Genomic DNA, 21,748 nt, shown 5'->3' with positions numbered 1-21,748 from the left:
TTAAGCCTGGATTAAGCTAAAAGGTCACATGCTGAGTCGAACCTTGAGCACCGTTCGAACAAAGCATGACGAACTAACGTGAGGGAATTGTTCATTACCGCTATAATCGCCGCCTTTTCATCGGGCTATACGATTTCTGACATGAGCCAATCCAGCGACCTGATTCAATCGGCACAACGTACCATCCGCCTCGAGCTCGAAGCCGTACAAGGCTTGCTGCCCCATATTGACGCTGATTTCGTACGCGCCTGCGAGATGATTCTGGCCAGCAAGGGCCGCGTGGTCGTGGTCGGCATGGGCAAGTCCGGGCACATCGGCAACAAGATCGCCGCCACCCTGGCCAGCACCGGCACCACGGCATTTTTCGTCCATCCGGCCGAAGCCAGCCACGGCGACATGGGCATGATCACCCGGGATGACGTCATCCTGGCCCTGTCCAACTCCGGCTCCACCAACGAGATCATCACCTTGTTGCCCCTGATCAAACGCCTGGGCATCCAGTTGATCAGTGTTACCGGCAACCCGGATTCGCCGCTGGCCAAGGCCGCTGAAGTAAACCTCAACGTCCATGTCGAGCACGAAGCCTGCCCGTTGAACCTGGCGCCAACCTCCTCCACTACCGCAGCCCTGGTCATGGGCGATGCCCTGGCCGTCGCCCTGCTGGAAGCCCGGGGGTTCACCGCTGAGGACTTTGCCTTCTCCCATCCCGGTGGAGCCCTGGGCCGCCGCCTGCTGCTGAAAGTCGAAAACGTGATGCACTCAGGCCAGGAGTTGCCGCAGGTACTGCGTGGCACGCTGCTCAAGGACGCACTCCTAGAGATGACCCGCAAGGGACTGGGCATGACGGTAGTGCTCGAAGCCGACGGCACGCTTGCCGGGATCTTTACCGACGGCGACCTGCGTCGCACCCTGGACCGCACCATCGACATCCATAGCGCGACCATCGAGCAAGTCATGACGGCCCACGGCAAGACAGCCCGTGCCGAGATGCTCGCCGCCGAGGCCTTGAAAATCATGGAAGACCACAAGATCAGCGCCCTGGTGGTGGTCGACGACGAAGACCGCCCGGTGGGCGCCCTGAATATGCACGACTTGCTGCGTGCGGGAGTCATGTAAATGAACACAGACCTGTTGCAACGGGGCAAAGCCATCAAGCTGGCGGTGTTCGATGTGGACGGCGTTCTGACCGACGGTCGCCTGTACTTCCTCGAAGATGGCAGCGAGTTCAAGACCTTCAATACCCTCGACGGCCAGGGCATCAAGATGCTGATGGCCGCCGGCGTACAGACCGCTATCATCAGCGGCCGCAAGACCCCGGTGGTCGAGCGGCGCGCGAAGAACCTCGGTATTCCACACCTTTATCAGGGTCGCGAAGACAAACTGGTGGTACTGGACGAACTTTTGGGCCAACTCAACCTAAGCTATGAACAGGTCGCCTACCTCGGTGACGACTTGCCAGACCTGCCAGTGATTCGCCGGGTAGGCCTGGGCATGGCGGTCGCCAACGCCGCGGCTTTCGTACGCGAGCACGCCCACGGCATTACCACGGCACGCGGCGGCGAAGGCGCGGCCCGTGAATTCTGCGAACTGATCCTGCGCGCCCAGGGCCACCTTGAAGCGGCCAACGCCGCGTACCTGTGAGCCATTTATGCTGAGCAAAAAGATTCGCACCGTCGTGGTGTTCGCCAGCATCGCGGCGATTTTCGCGGCGGTGGGTTACTGGAACATCAGCCCGGAACGCTTTCTCGACCAACCGGCGGCCACGGTTGAAGAGAATATCGACTGGTACGCAACCAACACGCATACCCTGCAATACCTGCCCGATGGCAAAGTGCAGTATGAGATGACGTCCGACAAGGTCGACCACGTAAAGGCCACCGATATTACGCTGGTGACCAAACCGGACCTGAACATGTTCCGCGGCACCGAGTTTCCGTGGCATGTGCAGAGCCTGCGCGCCGAAGTCAACTCCGGGGGCACCGAAGTGGAGCTGATCGACTCGGTACGCGTAGCCCGAACCGATGAAAAAAATCGTACGACCATCATTACCAGCAGTCGTATGACCGTGTTCCCACAGCAAGAATATGCGCAGACCGAGCAACCCGTTAGAATCGACGGCGCCGGGGGTGTATCGACCGGCACGGGAATGAAAGCGTATTTGAAGGAAAGCAGGATACACCTGCTATCGAACGTAAGAGGACAGTATGAAGCTCGCTAAAACCCTCCCTATTTTGCTCAGTCTGGGCGCAGCACTGGGAAGCGCGAGCGCCTGGGCCCTTCCCAACGATCGCGATCAACCTATCCGCATCCAGGCCGACGACGCGCAACTGGACGACAAGAATGGTGTCGCCACCTATAAGGGTGACGTGATCATCACCCAGGGCTCGATGAAGGTCACTGGCAACACCGTGACCATCACCCGCACCCCGTCCGGCGATATCGACGTGGTGACCTCGGTGGGCAACCTGGCCTACTTCGAACAACTCCAGACCGCGGGCGACACCAAGCCTGTGCAAGGTTACGGGGTGACCATCCAGTATCACGCATCCCAGGACCGTGTCGTGCTGATCGACCGCGCCAAGGTCGTCGACAAGGACAACAACGTGACCCAAGGCGAGAAAATCGTCTACGACACCAACAAAAAGCTGGCCAGCGCCGGTCGTGCCACGGGCAGTAAAGTCACTGAGTCCCGCCCTCGCATCGACATGGTGATCCAGCCGAAAAAGAAAACCGACGAGCAGAAGGCCCAGTAATGGCAACTCTGAAAGCTCAGCACCTGGCCAAGAGCTACAAGAGCCGCCAAGTCGTGCGTGATGTCAGCCTGTCCATCGACAGCGGCCAGATCGTCGGCCTGCTCGGCCCTAACGGCGCGGGCAAGACCACCTGCTTCTACATGATCGTCGGCCTGGTCCAGGCCGACCAGGGCCGTGTGCTGATCGACGACCTGGACGTCAGCCACCAGCCCATGCACGGTCGGGCAAAGGCTGGCATCGGCTATCTGCCACAGGAAGCATCGATCTTCCGCAAGCTGTCGGTAGCCGACAACATCATGGCCATCCTCGAGACCCGCAAGGAACTCGACAAGGCCGGCCGTCGCCAGGAGCTGGAAAGCCTTTTACAGGAGTTCCACATCAGCCACATTCGCGACAACCTGGGCATGAGCCTGTCCGGTGGCGAACGGCGCCGCGTGGAAATCGCCCGCGCCCTGGCCACCTCGCCGAAATTCATCCTGCTCGACGAACCGTTCGCCGGCGTGGACCCGATTTCGGTGGGCGACATCAAGCAGATCATCCACCACCTCAAGGCCAAGGGGATCGGCGTGCTGATCACCGACCACAACGTGCGTGAAACGCTGGATATCTGCGAAACCGCCTACATCGTCAATGACGGCCAGTTGATCGCCGAAGGCGACTCCGCAGCCATCCTGGCCAACGACCTGGTCAAGGAAGTGTATCTGGGCCATGAGTTCCGCCTGTAAGCAAAGAGTCTGGCGAAGCGCCTGGGCGTCGTTTAATTTTATTACGGCGACGCCCTAGGCAAACACTCCAGTTTCAGGCATATAATTTGCTTAAGTTTGGCGCTTCGGCGCCCTTGTAGTGGATGGCGCATGTGCGCCGGCGAATAAGGTGTTAAGCCCCTGCCATGAAACCATCGCTAGTCTTGAGAATGGGCCAGCAGCTGACGATGACACCGCAGCTGCAACAGGCCATCCGCCTGCTCCAATTGTCGACCCTGGACCTGCAACAGGAAATCCAGGAGGCCTTGGAGTCCAATCCGATGCTCGAGCGCCAGGAAGAAGGCGACGACTTCGATAACGCCGACCCGCTGGCCGACAACGCCGAACAGAAAACCAACACCGAAATCCCGGAACCGTCCTACCAGGAAGCCGCCCCGACGGTGGATAACCTCGAGGATGGCGAATGGAACGAACGCATCCCCAACGACCTGCCCGTGGACACAGCCTGGGAAGACGTCTACCAGACCAGCGCCAGCAACCTGCCAAGCAGTGACGACGACGAGTGGGACTTCACCACCCGTACCTCTGCCGGCGAGAGCCTGCAAAGCCACCTGCTGTGGCAGCTGAACCTTGCGCCGATGTCCGACACCGATCGCCTGATCGCCGTGACCCTGATCGACTGCATCAACAACCAGGGCTACCTGGACGAGACCCTCGAGGAAATCCTCGAAGCCTTCGACCCCGAACTGGATATCGAGCTGGACGAAATCGAAGCCGTCCTGCACCGCATCCAGCAATTCGAACCGGCCGGTATCGGTGCCCGCAACCTGGGTGAATGCCTGCTGCTGCAGCTGCGCCAACTGCCCGCCAAGACACCTTGGCTGACCGAAGCCAAGCGACTGGTCACCGACTACATCGACCTGTTGGGCGGTCGCGACTACAGCCAGCTGATGCGCCGCATGAAGCTCAAGGAAGATGAACTGCGCCAGGTCATCGAACTGGTCCAGAGCCTCAACCCGCGCCCGGGCTCGCAAATTGAGTCCACCGAACCCGAATACGTAGTCCCGGACGTGATCGTGCGCAAGCACAACGACCGCTGGCTGGTGGAGCTCAACCAGGAATCGGTGCCCAAGCTGCGGGTCAATGCCCAATACGCCGGCTTCGTCAGGCGCGCCGACACCAGCGCCGACAACACCTTCATGCGCAACCAGTTGCAGGAAGCGCGCTGGTTCATCAAGAGCCTGCAAAGCCGCAACGAAACCCTGATGAAAGTCGCCACCCAGATCGTCGAGCACCAGCGCGGTTTCCTGGAGTACGGCGACGAAGCGATGAAGCCGTTGGTCCTGCATGACATCGCCGAGGCGGTAGGCATGCACGAGTCGACGATTTCCCGGGTAACCACCCAGAAATTCATGCATACCCCCCGGGGTATCTATGAATTGAAATATTTTTTCTCCAGCCACGTCAGCACCTCCGAAGGCGGCGAATGCTCATCCACGGCCATCCGCGCGATCATCAAAAAACTGGTGGCTGCGGAAAATCAGAAAAAGCCGTTGAGTGACAGCAAGATCGCTGGTTTACTGGAGGCACAAGGCATTCAGGTGGCCCGCCGTACCGTCGCCAAATACCGCGAATCCCTCGGGATCGCACCTTCGAGCGAACGCAAGCGGTTGATGTAAAGGGCCACGCCACAGCGTTCCAGTGGCAGGCATTTCTGCCTGCCGCTTTATGCACTGGCAACGAAGGAGAAGCTGTATGCAAGTCAACATCAGTGGACACCAACTGGAAGTGACCGAACCTCTGCGCACCTACATCGGCGAAAAACTCGAACGATTGGAGAGGCATTTCGACAAGATCACCAACGTGCAAGTGACGATGAACGTCGAAAAGCTGCTGCAGAAAATCGAAGCCACGCTGCATATCCCCGGCGGAGAAGTGGTTGCCAACGCGGAGCATTCAGACATGTATGCCGCAATTGACCTGCTGACCGACAAGCTGGATCGCCAACTTAAAAAGCATAAGGAAAAGACCCAGAGCCTCCTCCAGGGCGCAACCGGTCGTTAACCCCCCCAATCCATGATCCGACTAGAATCCATCCTGACCCCCGGCCGTTCCTTGGTGAACGCGCCGGGTGGCAGTAAAAAGAAAGCCCTCGAACAAATCGCCAACCTGATCCACCGCGAAGTGCCGGATCTGGAAATGCAGGACGTCTTCGAGGCCCTGGTTGCCCGTGAAAAACTCGGTTCTACCGGTTTTGGCAACGGCATCGCCATTCCCCACTGCCGCCTCAAGGGTTGTAGTGCGCCCATCAGCGCCCTGTTGCACCTTGAAGCCCCCATAGATTTCGACGCCATCGACGGCGCCCCGGTCGACCTGCTGTTTGTACTGCTGGTCCCGGAAGCGGCGACCGATGCGCATCTTGAGCTGCTGCGCCAGATCGCCAGCATGCTGGACCGCAAGGAAGTTCGCGAAAAACTGCGCAGCGCACCGAGCAACGAAGCCTTGTATCAGGTTGTCCTGGACGAGCAGAACGGTCATTAAACATGCGCATGATCATCGTCAGTGGCCGCTCCGGCTCCGGTAAAAGCACGGCGCTCAATGTCCTTGAGGACAGCGGCTACTATTGCATCGACAACCTGCCGGCCGGCCTGCTGCCAGAGCTGGCCGAGCGTGCATTGATCCACACCGAACTGGCGCAGCCACTGGTGGCGGTGTCCATTGATGCACGCAACCTGCCGAGCCATCTGTCGCGCTTTCCTGAACTGCTCGAGGAAGTGCGCAGCCGGCATATCCAGTGCGATGTGCTGTACCTGGATGCCGATGAAGAGACGTTGCTCAAGCGTTTTTCCGAGACCCGCCGACGCCACCCGCTGAGCAACGCCAGCCGTTCCCTGGCCGAAGCCATCCAAGACGAAAGCCAACTGCTGAGCCCGATCGCCGACTTGGCGGACCTGAAGGTCAACACCACGCACCTGAACCTGTATCAGCTACGCGACACCATCAAGTTGCGCCTGCTGAACCAGCCGGAGCCAGGCACGGCGTTCCTGGTGGAGTCGTTTGGCTTCAAGCGTGGCATGCCGGTAGACGCCGACCTGGTGTTCGACGTGCGCTGCCTGCCCAACCCTTACTGGAAACCGGAATTGCGTGAGCAGTCCGGGCTTGACCAGCCAGTGGTCGACTACCTGGCCGCCCAGCCGGATGTCGAGGAAATGTTCCAGGATATCTCCACCTACCTGCTCAAATGGCTGCCCCGCTTTGCCGCGAGCAACCGTGCCTACGTCACGATCGCCATCGGCTGCACCGGTGGCCATCACCGCTCTGTCTACCTGACCGAACGCCTGGGTCAGCTCCTGCAACAGTCCCTGAAGAACGTCCAGGTTCGCCACCGCGACCTCAGCTAAAGGATTCACATCGCGATGCCTGCTCTGGAAATCGAAATCATCAACAAGCTGGGATTGCATGCCCGCGCGTCGGCCAAGTTCGTTGGGATTGCTGGCCAATTCAAGGACACCACCATCCGGGTCGGGCGCACGCCTGAGTCCACGATCGACGGTAAAAGTATCATGGCGATGATGATGCTCGCCGCCGGCAAGGGCACCAGGATCCACCTGGAAACTGAAGGGGAACAGGCGCAAGAGGCATTGGATGCGTTGGTGGCGCTGATCAACAACTATTTCGACGAAGGCGAGTAACTGGCCCAGGTTCAAGGCGGACTCATTGTGGCGAGGTTTTTTGTGGGAGCAAAGCTTGCTCGCGATGAACGATAACTCGGCCAACCTGCACAATCGCAGCGCCTGCATCGCGGGCAAGCCTTGCTTCCACAGATCCCCTCTCCACAGATAAATCACATCACCACAGGCGGCTGTGTTCGCGCCCCGTCATTTGTCACGCCAACGCCGTATCCATCACCATCATCAAGCAAAACCCCACCAGCAACCCCAAACTCGCCAGCTTGTCATGACCATTGCGACGCGATTCGGGAATGACCTCGTGAGTCACCACCAACAGCATCGCCCCGGCCGCTAGCGCCAGGCCCAGGGGCAACAGCATCTCGGCCAGGCTGACCAGCCAGGCGCACAACAGCGCGAACAGCGGCTCGACCAACCCGGACGCGGCGCCAATCATAAAGGCCTTGATCCGCGACATCCCCGCTGCGGCCAGTACCAGTGCGATCACCAGTCCCTCAGGCACATCCTGCAAAGCGATGCCCATCGCCAGGCTGTCGGCATCGGGCATGCCGCCGCCCGCCGACACGCCGACGGCCATCCCTTCGGGGATGTTGTGAGCCACAATGGCAAACACAAACAACCAGATCCTCGGTGCAATGATCGGACGTCCCGGCGCCGCCACCAGCCGCTCGGGACTGGCTGACACCTTGCGATCCACCAGATACAGCCCGAATGCCCCCAGCAGGATACCGAAGCTGATCAGCCCGCTGGCCGCCCAAGGTGTAAGCCCCAGCTGTTCGGCCGCGGTAATGCCCGGCACGATCAGCGAAAATGCCGTAGCGGCCAGCATCACGCCTGCGCCGAAGCCCAGCAGCGAATCGCTCACGGCCTGGGGCATGCGCCGGATGACCAACACCGGCACGGCGCCCAACGCCGTACCCAAGGCGCAAAGGCTCCCGCCCTGCAGCGCACGCAACAGTTTCGGCTCCAGGTCCAGCCACGCCAGGCCCTGAGCCACCAACAATGTCATCCCGGCCAACAGCAACAGCGATCCCAAGGCATAGCGAAACAGCCGCCCACTTCCTATCGCCAGTGTTTCAGTATCCATAGTCAGCCTTGGATGGTTTTTATAGAGGATTCAAGGCCAGCGCAGCCTGATAGCGGCGCGCGACTTCAGGCCAGTTGATCACGTTATAGAAAGCGTTGATGTATTCGGGCCGACGGTTCTGGTACAGCAGGTAATACGCGTGCTCCCACACGTCGAGGCCAAGAATCGGCGTATTGCCGTTCATCAACGGGCTGTCCTGATTACCGCTGCTCTCCACCACCAGCGTTTTTTGCGCGGTCACGCTCAACCAGGCCCAGCCACTGCCGAAACGGGTCAGTGCCGCTTTAGTGAAGGCTTCCTTGAACTGTTCCAGACCACCTAGTTGCGCCTCGATCGCCGCCGCCAGGACACCATCAGGTTGACCGCCGCCCAGGGGTGACATGACCTCCCAGAACAACGAATGGTTGGCATGCCCACCACCTTGGTTGATGACGGCGGCCCTCAGGCCTTGCGGCAATTGCTCCACGCTGGACAGCAGTTTTTCGACCGGCCATTCGGCGTATTCCGTGCCTTGTACTGCGGCGTTGAGGTTGTTGATGTAAGTCTGGTGATGCTTGGTGTAGTGGATCTCCATGGTTTGCGCATCGATGTGCGGCTCCAGGGCGTCGTAGGCGTAGGGCAATGCAGGCAAGGTGAAAGCCATTCTCAATGAACTCCATAATGAAGAGGGGCATTGCTCGGCCGCGGCGAAGCGGCGTTGCAGTGCAACAAGCGTTGGGTGCGCGGGTACTCACCGTGCTCGCTGATGAAACTCAGCAGTTCGACATAGGTCTTGTGGCTCTGGCGCATCGCCGCCGCACGCAACGCCGGCGCCTGGCGCTCGTCCTGCATCGTCTGCAGCAACCTCTGATGGATGGCACACAGATACTCGGCGCTCTCCTCCGGCTGGTTCAGCCGCAAGTGCAGATCCGCCAGGTTGTGATGAGAAACGACGCAGGCGGCCACCGCCTCATCGGCGTCTGGCCAACGCTCAAATAGCACTTGGGCCAGGGCCAGCGCTTGCAGATAACCTTCGCGAGCGTCCACCAGCTCGCCGAGCATGAAGCAGCGATTGGCCCGTTCGATCGTGCGTTTCCAATGTTCCATGGTGATTCCTCCACAGAGGTGTCGGGTTACACACCGCCAGCGGTGAGCTTTTCCGGGTCCAGCAGGATCTCCAGTTCGCCGCGCGTCAGATCAGTGTGTTCCAGGGCGACATCAATCACCGGCCGGCCCTGCTGATAAGCCTTCTTGGCGATTTCAGCGGCCTTCTGGTAACCGATGATCGGGTTCAGTGCGGTGACCAGGATCGGGTTGCGCGACAACGCTTCCTTGAGCCTGGCCTCGTTGACCTTGAACGTGGCGATGGCCTTGTCGGCCAGCAAGCGGCTGGCGGTAGACATCAAGGCGATACTGCTCAGCAGATTCTGGGCGATGATCGGCAGCATGACGTTCAATTCGAAGTTGCCCGATTGACCGGCGATGGTGATCACCGTGTCATTGCCGATCACCTGGGCCGCCACCATCGCAGTGGCTTCGGGAATGACCGGGTTGACCTTGCCGGGCATGATCGAGGAGCCCGGCTGCAGGCCTTCGAGTTCGATTTCTCCCAGGCCTGCCAGCGGCCCGGAATTCATCCAGCGCAGGTCGTTGGCGATTTTCATCAGCGACACCGCCGTGGTCTTGAGCTGTCCGGAAACCGCCACGGCGGTGTCCTGGGAGCCGATCAGCGCGAACAGATTCTTGCCCGGGGTAAATTGCACTTGGGTCAGTTGCGTCAGTTGTTGGCTGAACAACTCGGCAAAGCGGGGATGGGCGTTGACCCCTGTGCCGACTGCCGTACCGCCCTGGGCCAGGGCTTGCAGGCTCGGCAGCAAGTCCTGCAAGTGACCGATATTGGCTTTGAGTTGCTGCGCCCATCCATTGAGCACCTGGCTCAAGCGCACCGGCATGGCATCCATCAAATGGGTGCGACCGGTCTTGATGAACGGGTGAACCTCTTCGGCCTTGCGCTCGATCACCTGCACCAGGTGCAGCAGCGCCGGCAGCAACTGCTCATGCAAGGCCAGTGCAGCGCTGACATGAATGCTGGTGGGAATGATGTCGTTGCTGCTCTGACCGCAGTTAACGTGATCGTTCGGGTTGACCGTCTCTCCCAGCAGACGACTGGCCAGGGTAGCGATCACTTCATTGGCGTTCATGTTGGAGCTGGTGCCGGAGCCGGTCTGGAAGATATCCACCGGAAAATGCTCCATGAACTGGCCTTCGAGCAGCCCCTGGGCCGCGTCGACGATGGCCTTGCCCTGGGCCGCGCTGATTTGCCCAAGCTCTACGTTGGCCCGGGCGGCAGCGGCCTTGGCCAGGATCAGCGCGCGAATGAACTGCGCTGGCATGCGCTGGCCACTGACCGGGAAGTTATCCACAGCACGCTGGGTCTGCGCGCCGTAAAGGGCGTCCACCGGGACTTGAAGTTCGCCCATGCTGTCGCGTTCGATACGGGTATTACTCATCGGGAGTTCCTTGCACCAGTTCAATAAGAGGAATCGACGGCTCCAGGGCGCAGGTCGCCAACGCCCAGGCATGGCTCTGCCAGCGCTTGAGGCGGCAGCGGCACAGTGCTTGTCGTTCGAGGTCGCGCAATGGGCGCCAGGCCTGGTCGAGGCAGAGCGTGCGCCAGTGCCAGGGCAACGCGACATCCGAGGCGGTGTCGAGCAGTAAGCGAAAGGTCGTTTCGCAAATCATCCACGGCGAAGTGGCGGTGCAGCAGGCCAGGTAGCGGCCCTCGGCCAGGTAATGCTCGATCAGCCGCGGCTCGTCGGGGCTCATCGCGCAGCGAATCTGGCGGCTCATCCAACGCCAGCTTTCAAGGTAGGGTTGCTCGTGCAGGGCAGAACTCATGACCGGGGCTCATTCGGCAAATGAGATTCATTATTAGATGATAATAAGAAGCAACACAACAGCGAGGCCACACAAATTCATCGTGGCGAGGGAGCAAGCGCCCTCCCCACAAGGTTTCTGCGGGCACAAAAAAGGCGCGCCATCCAAACGAATGACGCGCCTTTTTTACGCGATGAGCGTTAGCTCCCCGCCACCGTCATCCGCTCGATCAACACCGAGCCGGTGCGGATGTTGCTGCGCAGCTCCAGGTCGTTACCCACGGCCACGATCTGCTTGAACATGTCGCGCATGTTACCGGCGATGGTCACTTCCTGGACCGCAAATTGAATCTCGCCGTTCTCGACCCAGAACCCCGCCGCACCACGGGAGTAATCCCCGGTGACCATGTTCAGGCCATGGCCCATCAGTTCGGTCACCAGCAAGCCGCGGCCCATGCGTCGCAGCAGGGCGGCCTGGTCTTCTTCGCCATGGGTGACGAACAAATTGTGCACGCCGCCAGCATTGGCGGTGCTCGGCATGCCGAGCTTGCGACCCGAATAGGTGCCGAGGATATAGGACACCAGTTCACCGTTTTCCACGAACGGCTTGGCGTAGGTCGCCAGGCCATCGCCGTCGAACGCCGAACTGCCCATGGCTTGCATCAGGTGCGGACGTTCATCGATGGTCATCCATTCCGGGAACAGTTTCTGGCCCAGCGCCCCTTCGAGAAACGACGACTTGCGGTACAGGTTGCCGCCGGACACCGCCGACAGGAAGCTGCCAAACAAACCACCGGCCAGCTCGGCAGAAAACAGCACCGGCACTTCACAAGTCGGCACTGGCCGTGCGCCCAAGCGGCTGGCCGCCCGTTGCGCAGCTTTCTGGCCGATGCTCACCGGGTCAGCCAACAGCGTGCCCTGGCGGCTCACGTCGTACCAGTAATCGCGCTGCATCTGCCCGTTGGCTTCGGCGATCATCACGCAACTGAGGCTGTGACGGGTCGATGCATAACCGCCGATGAAACCGTGGCTGTTACCGTAGACCCGGCAGCCCTGGTGGGTATTGAGCGTCGTGCCGTCGGCATTCTTGATCCGCGGGTCGGCATCGAACGCCGCCGCTTCGCAACGCAGTGCCTGCTCGATGGCCTGTTCAGGGGTGATGTCCCAGGCGTGGAACAAGTCGAAGTCCCGCAACTCCTTGCACATCAGCGCGGCATCGGCCAGGCCCGAGGCTTCGTCTTCGGAGGTGTGCTTGGCAATCGCCAGTGCGGCGGCGACGGTTTCGCGAATGGCGTCCGGGCCACTGGCCGAAGTGCTGGCCGAGCCCTTGCGCTGGCCCACGTACAAGGTGATGCCAAAGCCCTGGTCGCGGTTGAATTCGACGGTTTCCACCTCGCGCTGGCGCACCGAGGTCGACAGGCCCTGCTCCAGCGACACCGCCACCTCACAGGCGCTGGCCCCCTGTCGCTTGGCCTCGGCAAGGATCTGCTCGACTTGTTCCTGCAGTGCCGGCAATGCTTGCGGGCCGACGCTCTGAACTGCACTCATGGTGTTCTCCACTCAAATTCTGCTTTCGGTGATGGCCTTCGAGCGACCGGGCCGGACAAGCGGCCCCCGACTGGTTATCATGGCGGCGTTTCTTTGCGGACTGCCACCATGGTTGATTCTTACGACGACTCCCTCTACGAGGGTGAAAAAAGCAAATCCCAGGTCAAACGCGAGCTGCATGCTCTGGTTGACCTCGGCGAGCGCCTGACAACACTCAAGCCTGACTTGCTGGCCAAACTGCCCCTGACCGACGCCTTGCGCCGGGCCCTGGCCGATGCGCCCAAGCACACCGCGAATATCGCGCGTAAACGGCACCTGCAATTCATCGGCAAACTGATGCGCGACCAGGACACTGACGCCATCTTGACTCTGCTCGATCAACTCGATGCCTCCACCCGGCAGTACAACGAACGCTTCCATAACCTGGAGCGCTGGCGCGATCGCTTGATCGCAGGCGATGACGGTGTGCTGGAAAAATTCGTCATCGACTACCCGGACGCTGATCGCCAGCAACTGCGCTCCCTGATCCGTCAGGCCCAGCACGAGTTGGCGCAAAACAAGCCACCGGCCTCGAGCCGTAAAATCTTCAAGTACATCCGTGAGCTGGACGAGACTCAACGCGGCCTGCGCTGAGTAACGCCCGCGGGTGGAGGCCCTGCACTCCACCCGACGCTCCCGTCATGCGCCCGTGCCGCCCACGGTAATCGCATCGATCTTCAGGGTCGGTTGGCCCACGCCCACTGGCACCGATTGCCCGTCCTTGCCGCACGTCCCCACGCCACTGTCCAGGGCCAGGTCGTTACCGACCATCGACACCTTGCTCATCGCCTCCGGCCCGTTGCCGATCAGGGTCGCGCCCTTGACCGGTGCGGTGATCTTGCCGTCTTCGATCAGGTAGGCCTCGCTGGTGGAGAAGACGAATTTGCCGCTGGTGATGTCCACCTGGCCGCCGCCGAGGTTGGCGCAATAGATGCCTTTTTTTACCGAGGCAATGATTTCCGCCGGATCACTTTGGCCACCCAACATGTAGGTGTTGGTCATGCGCGGCATCGGCAGGTGCGCATAAGACTCGCGACGACCGTTGCCGGTGCGGGCCACACCCATCAGCCGGGCGTTGAGTTTGTCTTGCATGTAGCCCTTGAGTACGCCGTTTTCAATCAGCGTGGTGCACTCGGTCGGCGTGCCTTCGTCGTCGACGCTCAGGGATCCGCGACGTCCGGCCAGGGTGCCATCATCGACGATGGTGCAGAGTTTCGAGGCAACCATTTCGCCCATGCGCCCGCTGTAGGCTGAACTGCCCTTGCGGTTGAAATCGCCTTCCAGACCGTGGCCCACCGCTTCGTGCAGCAGCACGCCGGACCAGCCGGAACCGAGCACCACTGGCAACGTGCCAGCCGGGGCCGGGATCGCTTCCAGGTTGACCAGCGCCTGGCGCAACGCTTCGCGGGCGTAACCCATGGCGCGATCTTCGCTGAGGAAATAACGGTAATCGGTGCGCCCACCGCCGCCATGGCCACCGCGCTCACGGCGACCATTCTGCTCGACGATCACGCTAACGTTGAACCGCACCAATGGCCGCACGTCCGCCGCCAGGCCACCGTCGGTGGAGGCCACCAGGATCCGTTCCCAGACCCCGGCCATGCTCACCGTGACTTGCTGGATACGCGGGTCCAGAGCGCGGGTGGCAACGTCAATGCGCTTGAGCAGCTCGACTTTTTCGGCGCGGCTCATGACTTCCAACGGGTTGTCCGGTGCATACAGCTGCGCCACGTCCTGGCTGCTGAACGCCTGGACCGTGCCGTTCTGCCCGGCCCGGGAGATCGAGCGGGCGGCACGGGCAGCGGCGCCGAGGGCCTCGAGGGTAATCGCGTTACTGTAGGCGAAGCCGGTTTTTTCCCCGGATTGGGCCCGCACGCCCACGCCTTGATCAAGGTTGAAACTGCCTTCCTTGACGATGCCGTCTTCCAGCGACCAGGACTCGGAGATCTGCCCCTGGAAATACAGGTCGGCGGCATCGATGCCCGGGCCGGCCAGGTCGCCCAGCACGCCTTGCAGGCTATCCAGGGTTACGCCACCGGGGGCTAAAAGGTGTTCACTGACTGAGGACAACAACCCGCTCATATGTTTTACGCCTTGAATTCGTCGTCTTGAACAGGCCGCTGTCGAGCGCCCTGCGAGAAAAAGCGCCGATGGCTGGCCACCGGCATGCGCGCCCTGATGGACGCCTGTTCGCTGCTGTCGCGTTCGGCCAGCAGCACGGCCTCGCCTTGATCCTGTTGCGCCAGCACACGGCCCCATGGGTCGACAATCGCGGCATGGCCAAAAGTTTCCCGTGGCCCCGGATGCACGCCACCCTGGGCGGCCGCCAGCACATAGCACTGGGTCTCGATGGCCCGGGCGCGGATCAGCACTTCCCAATGGGCCGCGCCGGTCACCGCGGTGAACGCCGAGGGCGCCGTGATCAGCTCGGCCCCGGCAGCCCGCAACTCGCTATAGAGCTCCGGAAAACGCAAGTCATAGCAAACCGTCAGGCCAACCCGGCCCACCGGTGTATCGGCGACCACTACATTGCCGCCATAAGCATAGTCATCAGACTCACGATAGCGCCCGCGGTTGTCCGCCACGTCCACGTCGAACAGGTGCAGCTTGTCGTAGCGCGCGACGATCTGGCCCTGATCGTCGACCAGCAACGAACAGGCATGGGACCTGGCCTCGGGCTGGTCCACCGGTGGCAACGGCAACGTACCAGCCACAATCCATAACTTGAGGTCGCGAGCGGCCTGTTTCAACCAGGGCAGGATCGGTCCCTGACCAAAGGCTTCGGCACGACCAATGTCGGCGATGTCCCGTCGTCCCATGGCCGCGAAGTTCTCTGGCAGCACCGCCAGCCGTGCGCCACCAGCGGCAGCCTGCTCCAGCAGCACCCGGGCACGGGCCAGGTTGGCGAGCACATCGCTCTGGCTGACCATTTGAATCACTGCGACTGGCATGGTGCTTCCCTCACTTTTGCATAGTTCCCTGTGGGAGCGGGCTTGCTCGCGAAAGCGGTGTGTCTGTCACATCAATATTGAAAGTGCCGACGCTTTCGCGAGCAAGCCCGCTCCCACAAAAGGGATACCCATCGTCCATTAGAACGGCTTATCGAAGGTAATCTTCGGCTCTTTCCACGGGCCCTTGACGTCGTATCTTACGCTGGCGAAGCGCGCCACGCGGTCGCCGATCAGTTTGTCGATCAAAAACAGCGCGCCACCCACCGCCGGAGCGCCGACGATCAGCGCGGCAATCGGCAGGTTGTTGGTCACCGGGAGCGTCACCAGCAGCTTGGCGTCGACCCGGTCGGCCACCATGTCCAGCGTTCCGTTGAGCTCCAGGTTGCTGGAAGGCCCTGTCAGGGTAATGGGCTCACGGGTCACGTACACACCGTCGCTCGCCACCAGCAGCCCCTTGACCCGGTCGTAGCTCAGGCCCTTGCCGAACAGGTCGGAGAAGTCCAGGCGCAAGCGCCGGCCGATGGAGTTGAAATTCAGCAGGCCGAATACCCGCAATGCCTGGGCGCTGCCTTCGACCTCGACGAACTGGCCCTTGCTCAGCGACGCATCGAGACTGCCGGAAAAACGCTTGGTCGCGACCCACGCCGGCGAACCTGGCCAGCGACCATCGACGTCCAGGTGGAACGACTGGCTGGTGACGCTCGGTGCAAAGCCCCAGCCCTTGAGCACATCAGCCAGGTTCTTGCCGCCAATGCGGCCCTTGTACCAACTGCTGGTCGCACCGGGCGCACCTTCCCAGGCACCGTTGCCCTTCAACACCATGCCCTTGAGGCCCATATCCAGATTATTCAGCGCGATGCCTTTGCCGGTCGGGCGCACCTTCAACGACCAGGCACCGATCAGGTCCGGGCCCTGGAACAACTGGTCGATGGCGACATCCATCGCCGGAATGGCAGTGGGGTCGACCGAAGCCAGCGGGTCCGGGGCGTTTTCGTCGGCCTGCACCGTCGGGTCCACGGCCGGCAGGCGTACATAGTCAAGCTTGATACCAATCGGGGCGGCTTTCGCGTCTGGCAGGCTGACGCTACCCTTGGCCTGCTGGCTGTCGAGCCGCAGGCCCCAGGCGTCCGGCTTACGATCAAGCTGAACCGAAGCCTGGTCCAGGGTCGTGCCCATGGCCGTGAGCTTGCCGATCTTCAGATCAGCACCGCTGAGCAACTGCTTGGCGCTGCTGCCCGGGTCCTGGCCGGCGTACTTGCTCACCAACTTCTGCCACGGGCTGACGTCCAGCTCCGACAGTGTCCCGCGCAGTCGCAACCCCTTGGTCCCTGGCAGGACAGCATCGCCGCTCCCCAGCAACAGCTCGCCGCGACCGTCGGCCAGTTTTCCGCTCGGGGCTGCGTAGGTGAAGCTGGCCAGGTCGCCATAATCGACCCAGTAACGCCGCTCCGGCCCTTGCAAGGTCATGCGAAACACCGTGTCACGCCCGGCATCGGCGGTCATGCCGAAGGGCGCTGGCAGGTCCAGCGCCACGCCCTTGAGGCTGGACTTGACCGATAACTGGCTGTCGGCGCCGTCAAGGATCACCTGCAACTGATACGGCACCACCCCGGATACCGGCAGCGGCTGGGTGACGTTCAACCAACTGGTGAGTGTTTTGATCTCTACCTGCCCGGACGCCGCGACCCGCGTGTTGAGCGCACCGGCGCGGCCCTCGGCGAAAATCTGCGCCGTCACCGGGCGGTCGAAGGCCCGGGCGCTGATGCCCTTGCCGCTCAACCCTTTGTTGCTGTCGAAACGGAAGTCGCCTTTGAGCTGGGTCAGTTCCAGCGCCGGCTCACTGAGTTTGAGCCGGGCCTGGTCGGTGGCAAAGTCCACCAGGATCTTCGGCTGCTCGCCTTTGACCAGCGGAATATCGAGTTTCACGTTGCCTTGCAGCGCGCCCTCGCCCTCCCAGCCGGCGAACGTCTCGGCGGTGCCAATCGGTGCCGTCTGGAGAATCTTCAGACCGTCGCCCAATCCTCCGGCGAACCCGCCGTCCAGTAGCAGGTGGGAACTCTGCCCACTGGGTACATGGGGAATGTTCACCGAGACATCCTTGACCTGGGTCTCCAGCAGTTGCCCCTGGCTGGCATAGATGCGCACGCCGCTGTCTTCGACGAAGACATCGCCGCTGACCTTGCTGACCGACGGCCAGCCCGGCTGGAACGCCAGTTCGGCGTCATGTACCTTGAAAAACAGACTGATACTGCGAGCCGCGTCCTCGGCACCTTTATTCAGCGAGCCTTGGTACTGGAAAAAACCCTCATCCACCGCGCCTTTGACGATTGCCGTGCGCAGCCACTCATCCAGCGCCGGGCTCAGGACCGCGGGCAAGTACTTGGCGGTGTAGCGGCCGTCGCCATCCACCAGGCCGACCCGCAGGTCCATGTAGTCTTCCTGGCTGTGGTCGAAATGCAGGCGGATCAGGAAATCGCCGGCAATCCGGCCCTCCTCCCCCAGCACCTTCAAGTACGGGGCGATCAGGGTGAAGCCTTGCTTGTCCAGCTTCCAGGTCAGCCGAGCATTGGCCTGCAGGTATTGCCAGGGTTTGGCGAAGATCGGGTCCAGGTGCAGGGAAAAATCCTTGCTGTCCATGCGCAGCTCGCCGCCGCCGAGGTCGCCACTCAGGCTCCCCGATACATTGCGTGCCGCGGGGGCGCCGCGGTAGGCGTCGAAACCCACCGTGTCCAGATTCGTGGCGAAACTGATTTTTTGATCACCGCTGTTCTGCGGTCGGTAATCCACCAGTACGTTGCGCAGGCCGCCGGTGACCTTGAGCCGGTCGATGGTCGTCGCGACGCCTTCAGGCAGTGGCGCCAGGGCATGCAGCAATGGGGTCAGCGGCGCCAGGTCAAGGCGATCGGCTTGCAAGTGCCAAAGTTCTTCGGTCTTTTCAGTGGCGCTGCTCTGTTGCAGCTGCAGGCGTGATTCCCAGCGGGTTTCGCCCAGGTTCATCGCCAGGGAATCGAAGGTTGCGGTAAATCCCTGGCTGCCACGCTGGAAATAGCCATTGAGGGCCAGGTTGTGGATCTGCACCGGCTTGCGCTCGGCGTAGGCACCCTGGATGTCAGGGGCGTCCAAGCGCATGGCCGCGCTTTGCAGCGTACCGTCACCCCAGCTCAGCCAGAACTCGCCACCGGCCTTGATCCGGGAAAAATTCCATTGCCGGGTCAGGCGTTTCGGCAGCCATTTGGACCAGTCGCTTTGCGGCAGGCTCAGGTAAGCGTCGGCCTGGCCGTTCTTCCAATCGCTGGCGCGGATGCGGGTGCGCAGGTTGATCGCCACGGGCTGGCCGTCGGGCAGGGTCAGGCGCGCGTCCAGGCGCTGGCGGGTGGCGCCGGTGCGCAAGCTCAAGCCGACGTAGGTCAGGGTCAACGGTGCTTGTTCAAGGGGTTGCAAGGTCACTTGGCTATCGAGCAGCGACAGCTTGGAAACCACCTGCATGCGATCGAGCAGTTGCTGCGGATCGAGGGGCTGATCATCCTGCACCGGCAGGCCTTCCAAGGCCCACTTGCCGTCGACGTCCTCCTTGAGGCTGATCTTCAGGCCGCTGAGCTCCAGGTGAGCAATACGCACCTGACGCGCCAGCAGGCTGCCCCACAAGTCCGGCACGGCCCGCACCTGATCCAGGTGCAAGGCATTGGCGCCCTCGCCGACCACCACGTCGCGCGCCGCCAGGATCGGCGCCAAAGCGCCCCAGCTACCTTCGAGGCTGCCGATGTGCACGGGCAGGCCCAGCGCTTGGCCGGCCCGGGCCTGGACCTCGGCACGATATTCGGCCACCAGTGGGACCAACTCCCGACCGAGGCTGACATATAAGGCCAGCAGCACCAGAAGGAGCGCACACAGGCCCAGCCCCCAGCGGGTCAGCGCGGCCAAAATACGAGTCAAACGCTCCATGTCAGTGGGCTCCCTTGGCAAAGCCGGTCAAATCTGCGGGCCCGCCGCTTCCCAGGCCCTTCAGAGCAACACCACGTCGTATTGTTCCTGGGAATACATGGTTTCCACCTGAAAACGAATCGTACGGCCGATAAAAGCTTCCAGTTCGGCGACATTGCCCGACTCTTCATCGAGCAGGCGATCCACCACTTTCTGGTTGGCCAACACTCTATAGCCGGTGGCCTGGTAGGCGCGCGCCTCCCGGAGAATTTCCCGGAAGATTTCGTAACACACGGTTTCCGGGGTCTTGAGTTTGCCCCGGCCCTGGCAACTGCTGCACGGCTCGCACAGCACCTGCTCAAGGCTTTCGCGGGTGCGCTTGCGGGTCATCTGCACCAGGCCCAGCTCGGTGATGCCGATGATGTTGGTCTTGGCGTGGTCACGCTCGAGTTGTTTTTCCAGGGTCCGCAACACTTGGCGCTGGTGCTCTTCATGCTCCATGTCGATGAAGTCGATGATGATGATCCCGCCCAGGTTGCGCAGGCGCAATTGGCGGGCGATGGCGGTGGCCGCCTCCAGGTTGGTCTTGAAGATGGTTTCTTCGAGGTTGCGATGGCCGACGAACGCCCCGGTATTGACGTCGATAGTGCTCATGGCCTCGGCCGGATCAACCACCAGGTAACCGCCAGATTTGAGCGGCACCTTGCGTTCAAGGGCCTTCTGGATTTCATCCTCGACGCCGTACAGGTCGAAAATCGGCCGTTCGCCAGGGTAATGCTCAAGGCGATCGGCAATTTCCGGCATCAGCTCGGCGACAAACTGGGTGGTTTTCTGGAAGGTTTCCCGGGAGTCGATGCGGATCTTTTCGATCTTGGGGCTGACCAGGTCCCGTAGCGTACGCAGCGCCAGGCCCAGGTCTTCATAGATCACGCTGGGGGTAGCGATGGTCTTGATCTGCGCGGCGATCTGGTCCCAGAGCCTTCGCAGGTAGCGGATGTCCATGAGGATTTCATCGGCCCCGGCCCCTTCGGCGGCGGTACGCAGGATGAAACCACCGGCTTCCTTGATGCCTTCTTTTTCCACGCAGTCGCTGACCACCTGCTTGAGGCGCTCGCGCTCGGCTTCGTCTTCGATCTTCAGGGAAATGCCGACGTGGGCGGTACGCGGCATGTACACCAGGTAGCGCGACGGAATCGACAGCTGGGTGGTCAGGCGCGCGCCCTTGGAACCGATGGGGTCCTTGGTGACCTGCACCACCAGGCTCTGGCCTTCATGGACCAGCGCGCTGATGCTCTCCACCGCTGGCCCTTCGCGCATGGAAATTTCCGAGGCGTGAATGAATGCCGCCCGGTCAAGGCCGATGTCGACGAAGGCCGCCTGCATGCCCGGCAGCACCCGCACCACCTTGCCTTTGTAGATATTGCCGACGATACCGCGCTTTTGCGTGCGCTCGACGTGGACCTCTTGCAGCACACCGTTTTCAACCACCGCCACGCGCGATTCCATCGGCGTGATGTTGATCAGGATCTCTTCACTCATGGCAGGGTCTCGTTCAGGCATATTCACGATTATGGCCGCATCAGTCAGACGGCGCTCAGCGCGCGCTCAAGGTTTGCCAACAGGGTATGCCGAAATGGCCCAGCAGTTCTGCGGTTTCGCACAGCGGCAGGCCGACCACGGCCGAATAACTGCCGTCCAACCCGGCGACAAACACCGCGCCCAAACCCTGGATGCCATAGCCGCCGGCCTTGTCCCGGGGTTCACCGCTGGCCCAGTAGGCCGCCGCTTCTTGTTCAGTGATGGAGCGAAAGCGCACCCGGCTGCGGACAACGCGGGATTCGCAACGCTGCCCATCCAGTAGGGCAATGGCGGTCAATACTTCATGCTCGCGACCGGACAGGCTCAAGAGCATCGCCATGGAATCGGTCTGGTCCAGTGGCTTGCCGAGAATCTGCCCGTCCAACACCACGGCGGTGTCAGCCCCCAGCACGCAGCCATCCACGTCGGTTTCCAGGGCGCGCCATCCAGCCTCGGCCTTGCCGCGCGCCAGGCGCTCGACATAGGCCGAAGGGCTTTCGTGATCCAAGGGGGTTTCGTCGATGTCCGCGCTGACGGCGGTGAACGGCACGCCGATCTGCGTGAGCAGTTCACGCCGACGCGGCGAGCCTGAGGCGAGGTAAAGCGGTTTCATCAAGACATCT

General features: G+C 61.6%; 22 protein-coding genes. 11 read left to right on the top strand and 11 right to left on the bottom strand.

The features are described 5' to 3' along the window. Window positions 1-141 precede the first annotated feature (141 nt). The 10 genes from EPZ47_RS04525 to EPZ47_RS04480 all read left to right on the top strand — a co-directional run bounded on the left by EPZ47_RS04525 (window position 142) and on the right by EPZ47_RS04480 (window position 7,149). A complete protein-coding gene (locus EPZ47_RS04525) occupies window positions 142-1,116 on the top strand; it encodes a KpsF/GutQ family sugar-phosphate isomerase (RefSeq protein ID WP_135843710.1) in 975 nt (324 codons plus the stop codon). Then, window positions 1,117-1,641, top strand: a complete 525-nt coding sequence (locus EPZ47_RS04520; protein ID WP_135843709.1) for a KdsC family phosphatase — start codon at window positions 1,117-1,119, stop codon at window positions 1,639-1,641. Window positions 1,642-1,648: 7 nt separating this feature from the next. Then, window positions 1,649-2,218, top strand: a complete 570-nt coding sequence (gene lptC / locus EPZ47_RS04515; RefSeq protein ID WP_135843708.1) for an LPS export ABC transporter periplasmic protein LptC — start codon at window positions 1,649-1,651, stop codon at window positions 2,216-2,218. Beyond that, on the top strand, window positions 2,205-2,753 hold the full coding sequence (lptA, locus tag EPZ47_RS04510; protein ID WP_135843707.1) for a lipopolysaccharide transport periplasmic protein LptA: 549 nt from the start codon (window positions 2,205-2,207) through the stop codon (window positions 2,751-2,753). Before lptC ends, lptA begins: the two co-directional genes overlap by 14 nt. Then, window positions 2,753-3,478 carry an LPS export ABC transporter ATP-binding protein gene (gene lptB / locus EPZ47_RS04505; RefSeq protein ID WP_135843706.1) on the top strand — a complete coding sequence of 242 codons (726 nt, stop codon included), beginning with the start codon at window positions 2,753-2,755 and terminating at the stop codon, window positions 3,476-3,478. Before lptA ends, lptB begins: the two co-directional genes overlap by 1 nt. Window positions 3,479-3,642: 164 nt before the next feature. After that, the gene (locus EPZ47_RS04500) at window positions 3,643-5,136 is read left to right on the top strand and encodes an RNA polymerase factor sigma-54 (protein ID WP_135843705.1); all 1,494 of its coding nucleotides are present in this window, start codon (window positions 3,643-3,645) and stop codon (window positions 5,134-5,136) included. 76 nt (window positions 5,137-5,212) lie between these two features. Next, window positions 5,213-5,521 (top strand): ribosome hibernation-promoting factor, HPF/YfiA family, encoded by a 309-nt coding sequence (gene hpf, locus EPZ47_RS04495; RefSeq protein ID WP_135843704.1) that lies wholly within the window; start codon window positions 5,213-5,215, stop codon window positions 5,519-5,521. Between the two features lie 12 nt (window positions 5,522-5,533). Further along, entirely contained in the window at window positions 5,534-5,998 is a 465-nt protein-coding gene (ptsN, locus tag EPZ47_RS04490) for a PTS IIA-like nitrogen regulatory protein PtsN (RefSeq protein WP_135843703.1), read from the top strand. Between the two features lie 2 nt (window positions 5,999-6,000). After that, complete coding sequence (gene rapZ / locus EPZ47_RS04485) at window positions 6,001-6,858, top strand: RNase adapter RapZ (RefSeq protein ID WP_135843702.1); 858 nt, start codon at window positions 6,001-6,003, stop codon at window positions 6,856-6,858. Between the two features lie 15 nt (window positions 6,859-6,873). Further along, window positions 6,874-7,149, top strand: coding sequence for an HPr family phosphocarrier protein (locus EPZ47_RS04480; protein ID WP_135843701.1), 276 nt, complete (start codon window positions 6,874-6,876; stop codon window positions 7,147-7,149). A 193-nt stretch (window positions 7,150-7,342) separates the two neighbouring features. Here EPZ47_RS04480 and EPZ47_RS04475 read toward each other — a convergent pair whose 3' ends face one another. From EPZ47_RS04475 to pmbA, 6 genes are all read right to left on the bottom strand, one after another. Next, on the bottom strand, window positions 7,343-8,233 hold the full coding sequence (locus EPZ47_RS04475; protein WP_135843700.1) for a ZIP family metal transporter: 891 nt from the start codon (window positions 8,231-8,233) through the stop codon (window positions 7,343-7,345). Window positions 8,234-8,252: 19 nt separating this feature from the next. Next, window positions 8,253-8,876, bottom strand: a complete 624-nt coding sequence (locus tag EPZ47_RS04470; RefSeq protein WP_135843699.1) for a superoxide dismutase — start codon at window positions 8,874-8,876, stop codon at window positions 8,253-8,255. Between the two features lie 2 nt (window positions 8,877-8,878). Further along, complete coding sequence (locus tag EPZ47_RS04465) at window positions 8,879-9,319, bottom strand: hypothetical protein (RefSeq protein WP_135843698.1); 441 nt, start codon at window positions 9,317-9,319, stop codon at window positions 8,879-8,881. Between the two features lie 26 nt (window positions 9,320-9,345). After that, window positions 9,346-10,722, bottom strand: a complete 1,377-nt coding sequence (locus tag EPZ47_RS04460) for a class II fumarate hydratase (RefSeq protein ID WP_135843697.1) — start codon at window positions 10,720-10,722, stop codon at window positions 9,346-9,348. Next, window positions 10,715-11,110 carry a FagA protein gene (locus EPZ47_RS04455; RefSeq protein ID WP_135843696.1) on the bottom strand — a complete coding sequence of 132 codons (396 nt, stop codon included), beginning with the start codon at window positions 11,108-11,110 and terminating at the stop codon, window positions 10,715-10,717. Before EPZ47_RS04455 ends, EPZ47_RS04460 begins: the two co-directional genes overlap by 8 nt. A gap of 179 nt (window positions 11,111-11,289) precedes the next feature. After that, entirely contained in the window at window positions 11,290-12,636 is a 1,347-nt protein-coding gene (pmbA, locus tag EPZ47_RS04450) for a metalloprotease PmbA (RefSeq protein WP_135843695.1), read from the bottom strand. 108 nt (window positions 12,637-12,744) lie between these two features. Between pmbA and yjgA the strand changes: the two genes are divergently transcribed. Beyond that, on the top strand, window positions 12,745-13,269 hold the full coding sequence (yjgA, locus tag EPZ47_RS04445) for a ribosome biogenesis factor YjgA (protein ID WP_135843694.1): 525 nt from the start codon (window positions 12,745-12,747) through the stop codon (window positions 13,267-13,269). A gap of 45 nt (window positions 13,270-13,314) precedes the next feature. Here the strand turns inward: yjgA and tldD are convergent, their stop codons facing one another. From tldD to EPZ47_RS04420, 5 genes are all read right to left on the bottom strand, one after another. Continuing rightward, window positions 13,315-14,757: a metalloprotease TldD gene (gene tldD / locus EPZ47_RS04440; protein ID WP_135843693.1), complete on the bottom strand. Its 1,443-nt coding sequence runs from the start codon at window positions 14,755-14,757 to the stop codon at window positions 13,315-13,317. 5 nt (window positions 14,758-14,762) lie between these two features. Further along, complete coding sequence (locus tag EPZ47_RS04435; protein ID WP_135843692.1) at window positions 14,763-15,626, bottom strand: carbon-nitrogen hydrolase family protein; 864 nt, start codon at window positions 15,624-15,626, stop codon at window positions 14,763-14,765. Between the two features lie 138 nt (window positions 15,627-15,764). Continuing rightward, window positions 15,765-19,568, bottom strand: coding sequence for a YhdP family protein (locus EPZ47_RS04430; protein ID WP_135843691.1), 3,804 nt, complete (start codon window positions 19,566-19,568; stop codon window positions 15,765-15,767). 60 nt (window positions 19,569-19,628) lie between these two features. Then, window positions 19,629-21,086 carry a ribonuclease G gene (gene rng, locus EPZ47_RS04425; RefSeq protein ID WP_025211842.1) on the bottom strand — a complete coding sequence of 486 codons (1,458 nt, stop codon included), beginning with the start codon at window positions 21,084-21,086 and terminating at the stop codon, window positions 19,629-19,631. A gap of 55 nt (window positions 21,087-21,141) precedes the next feature. Further along, window positions 21,142-21,738 (bottom strand): Maf family protein, encoded by a 597-nt coding sequence (locus EPZ47_RS04420; protein WP_135843690.1) that lies wholly within the window; start codon window positions 21,736-21,738, stop codon window positions 21,142-21,144. Window positions 21,739-21,748: the final 10 nt, after the last annotated feature.

It is taken from the genome of Pseudomonas viciae (assembly GCF_004786035.1).
GTDB lineage: Bacteria > Pseudomonadota > Gammaproteobacteria > Pseudomonadales > Pseudomonadaceae > Aquipseudomonas > Aquipseudomonas viciae.
This window is presented reverse-complemented; position numbering and strand designations above follow the sequence as displayed.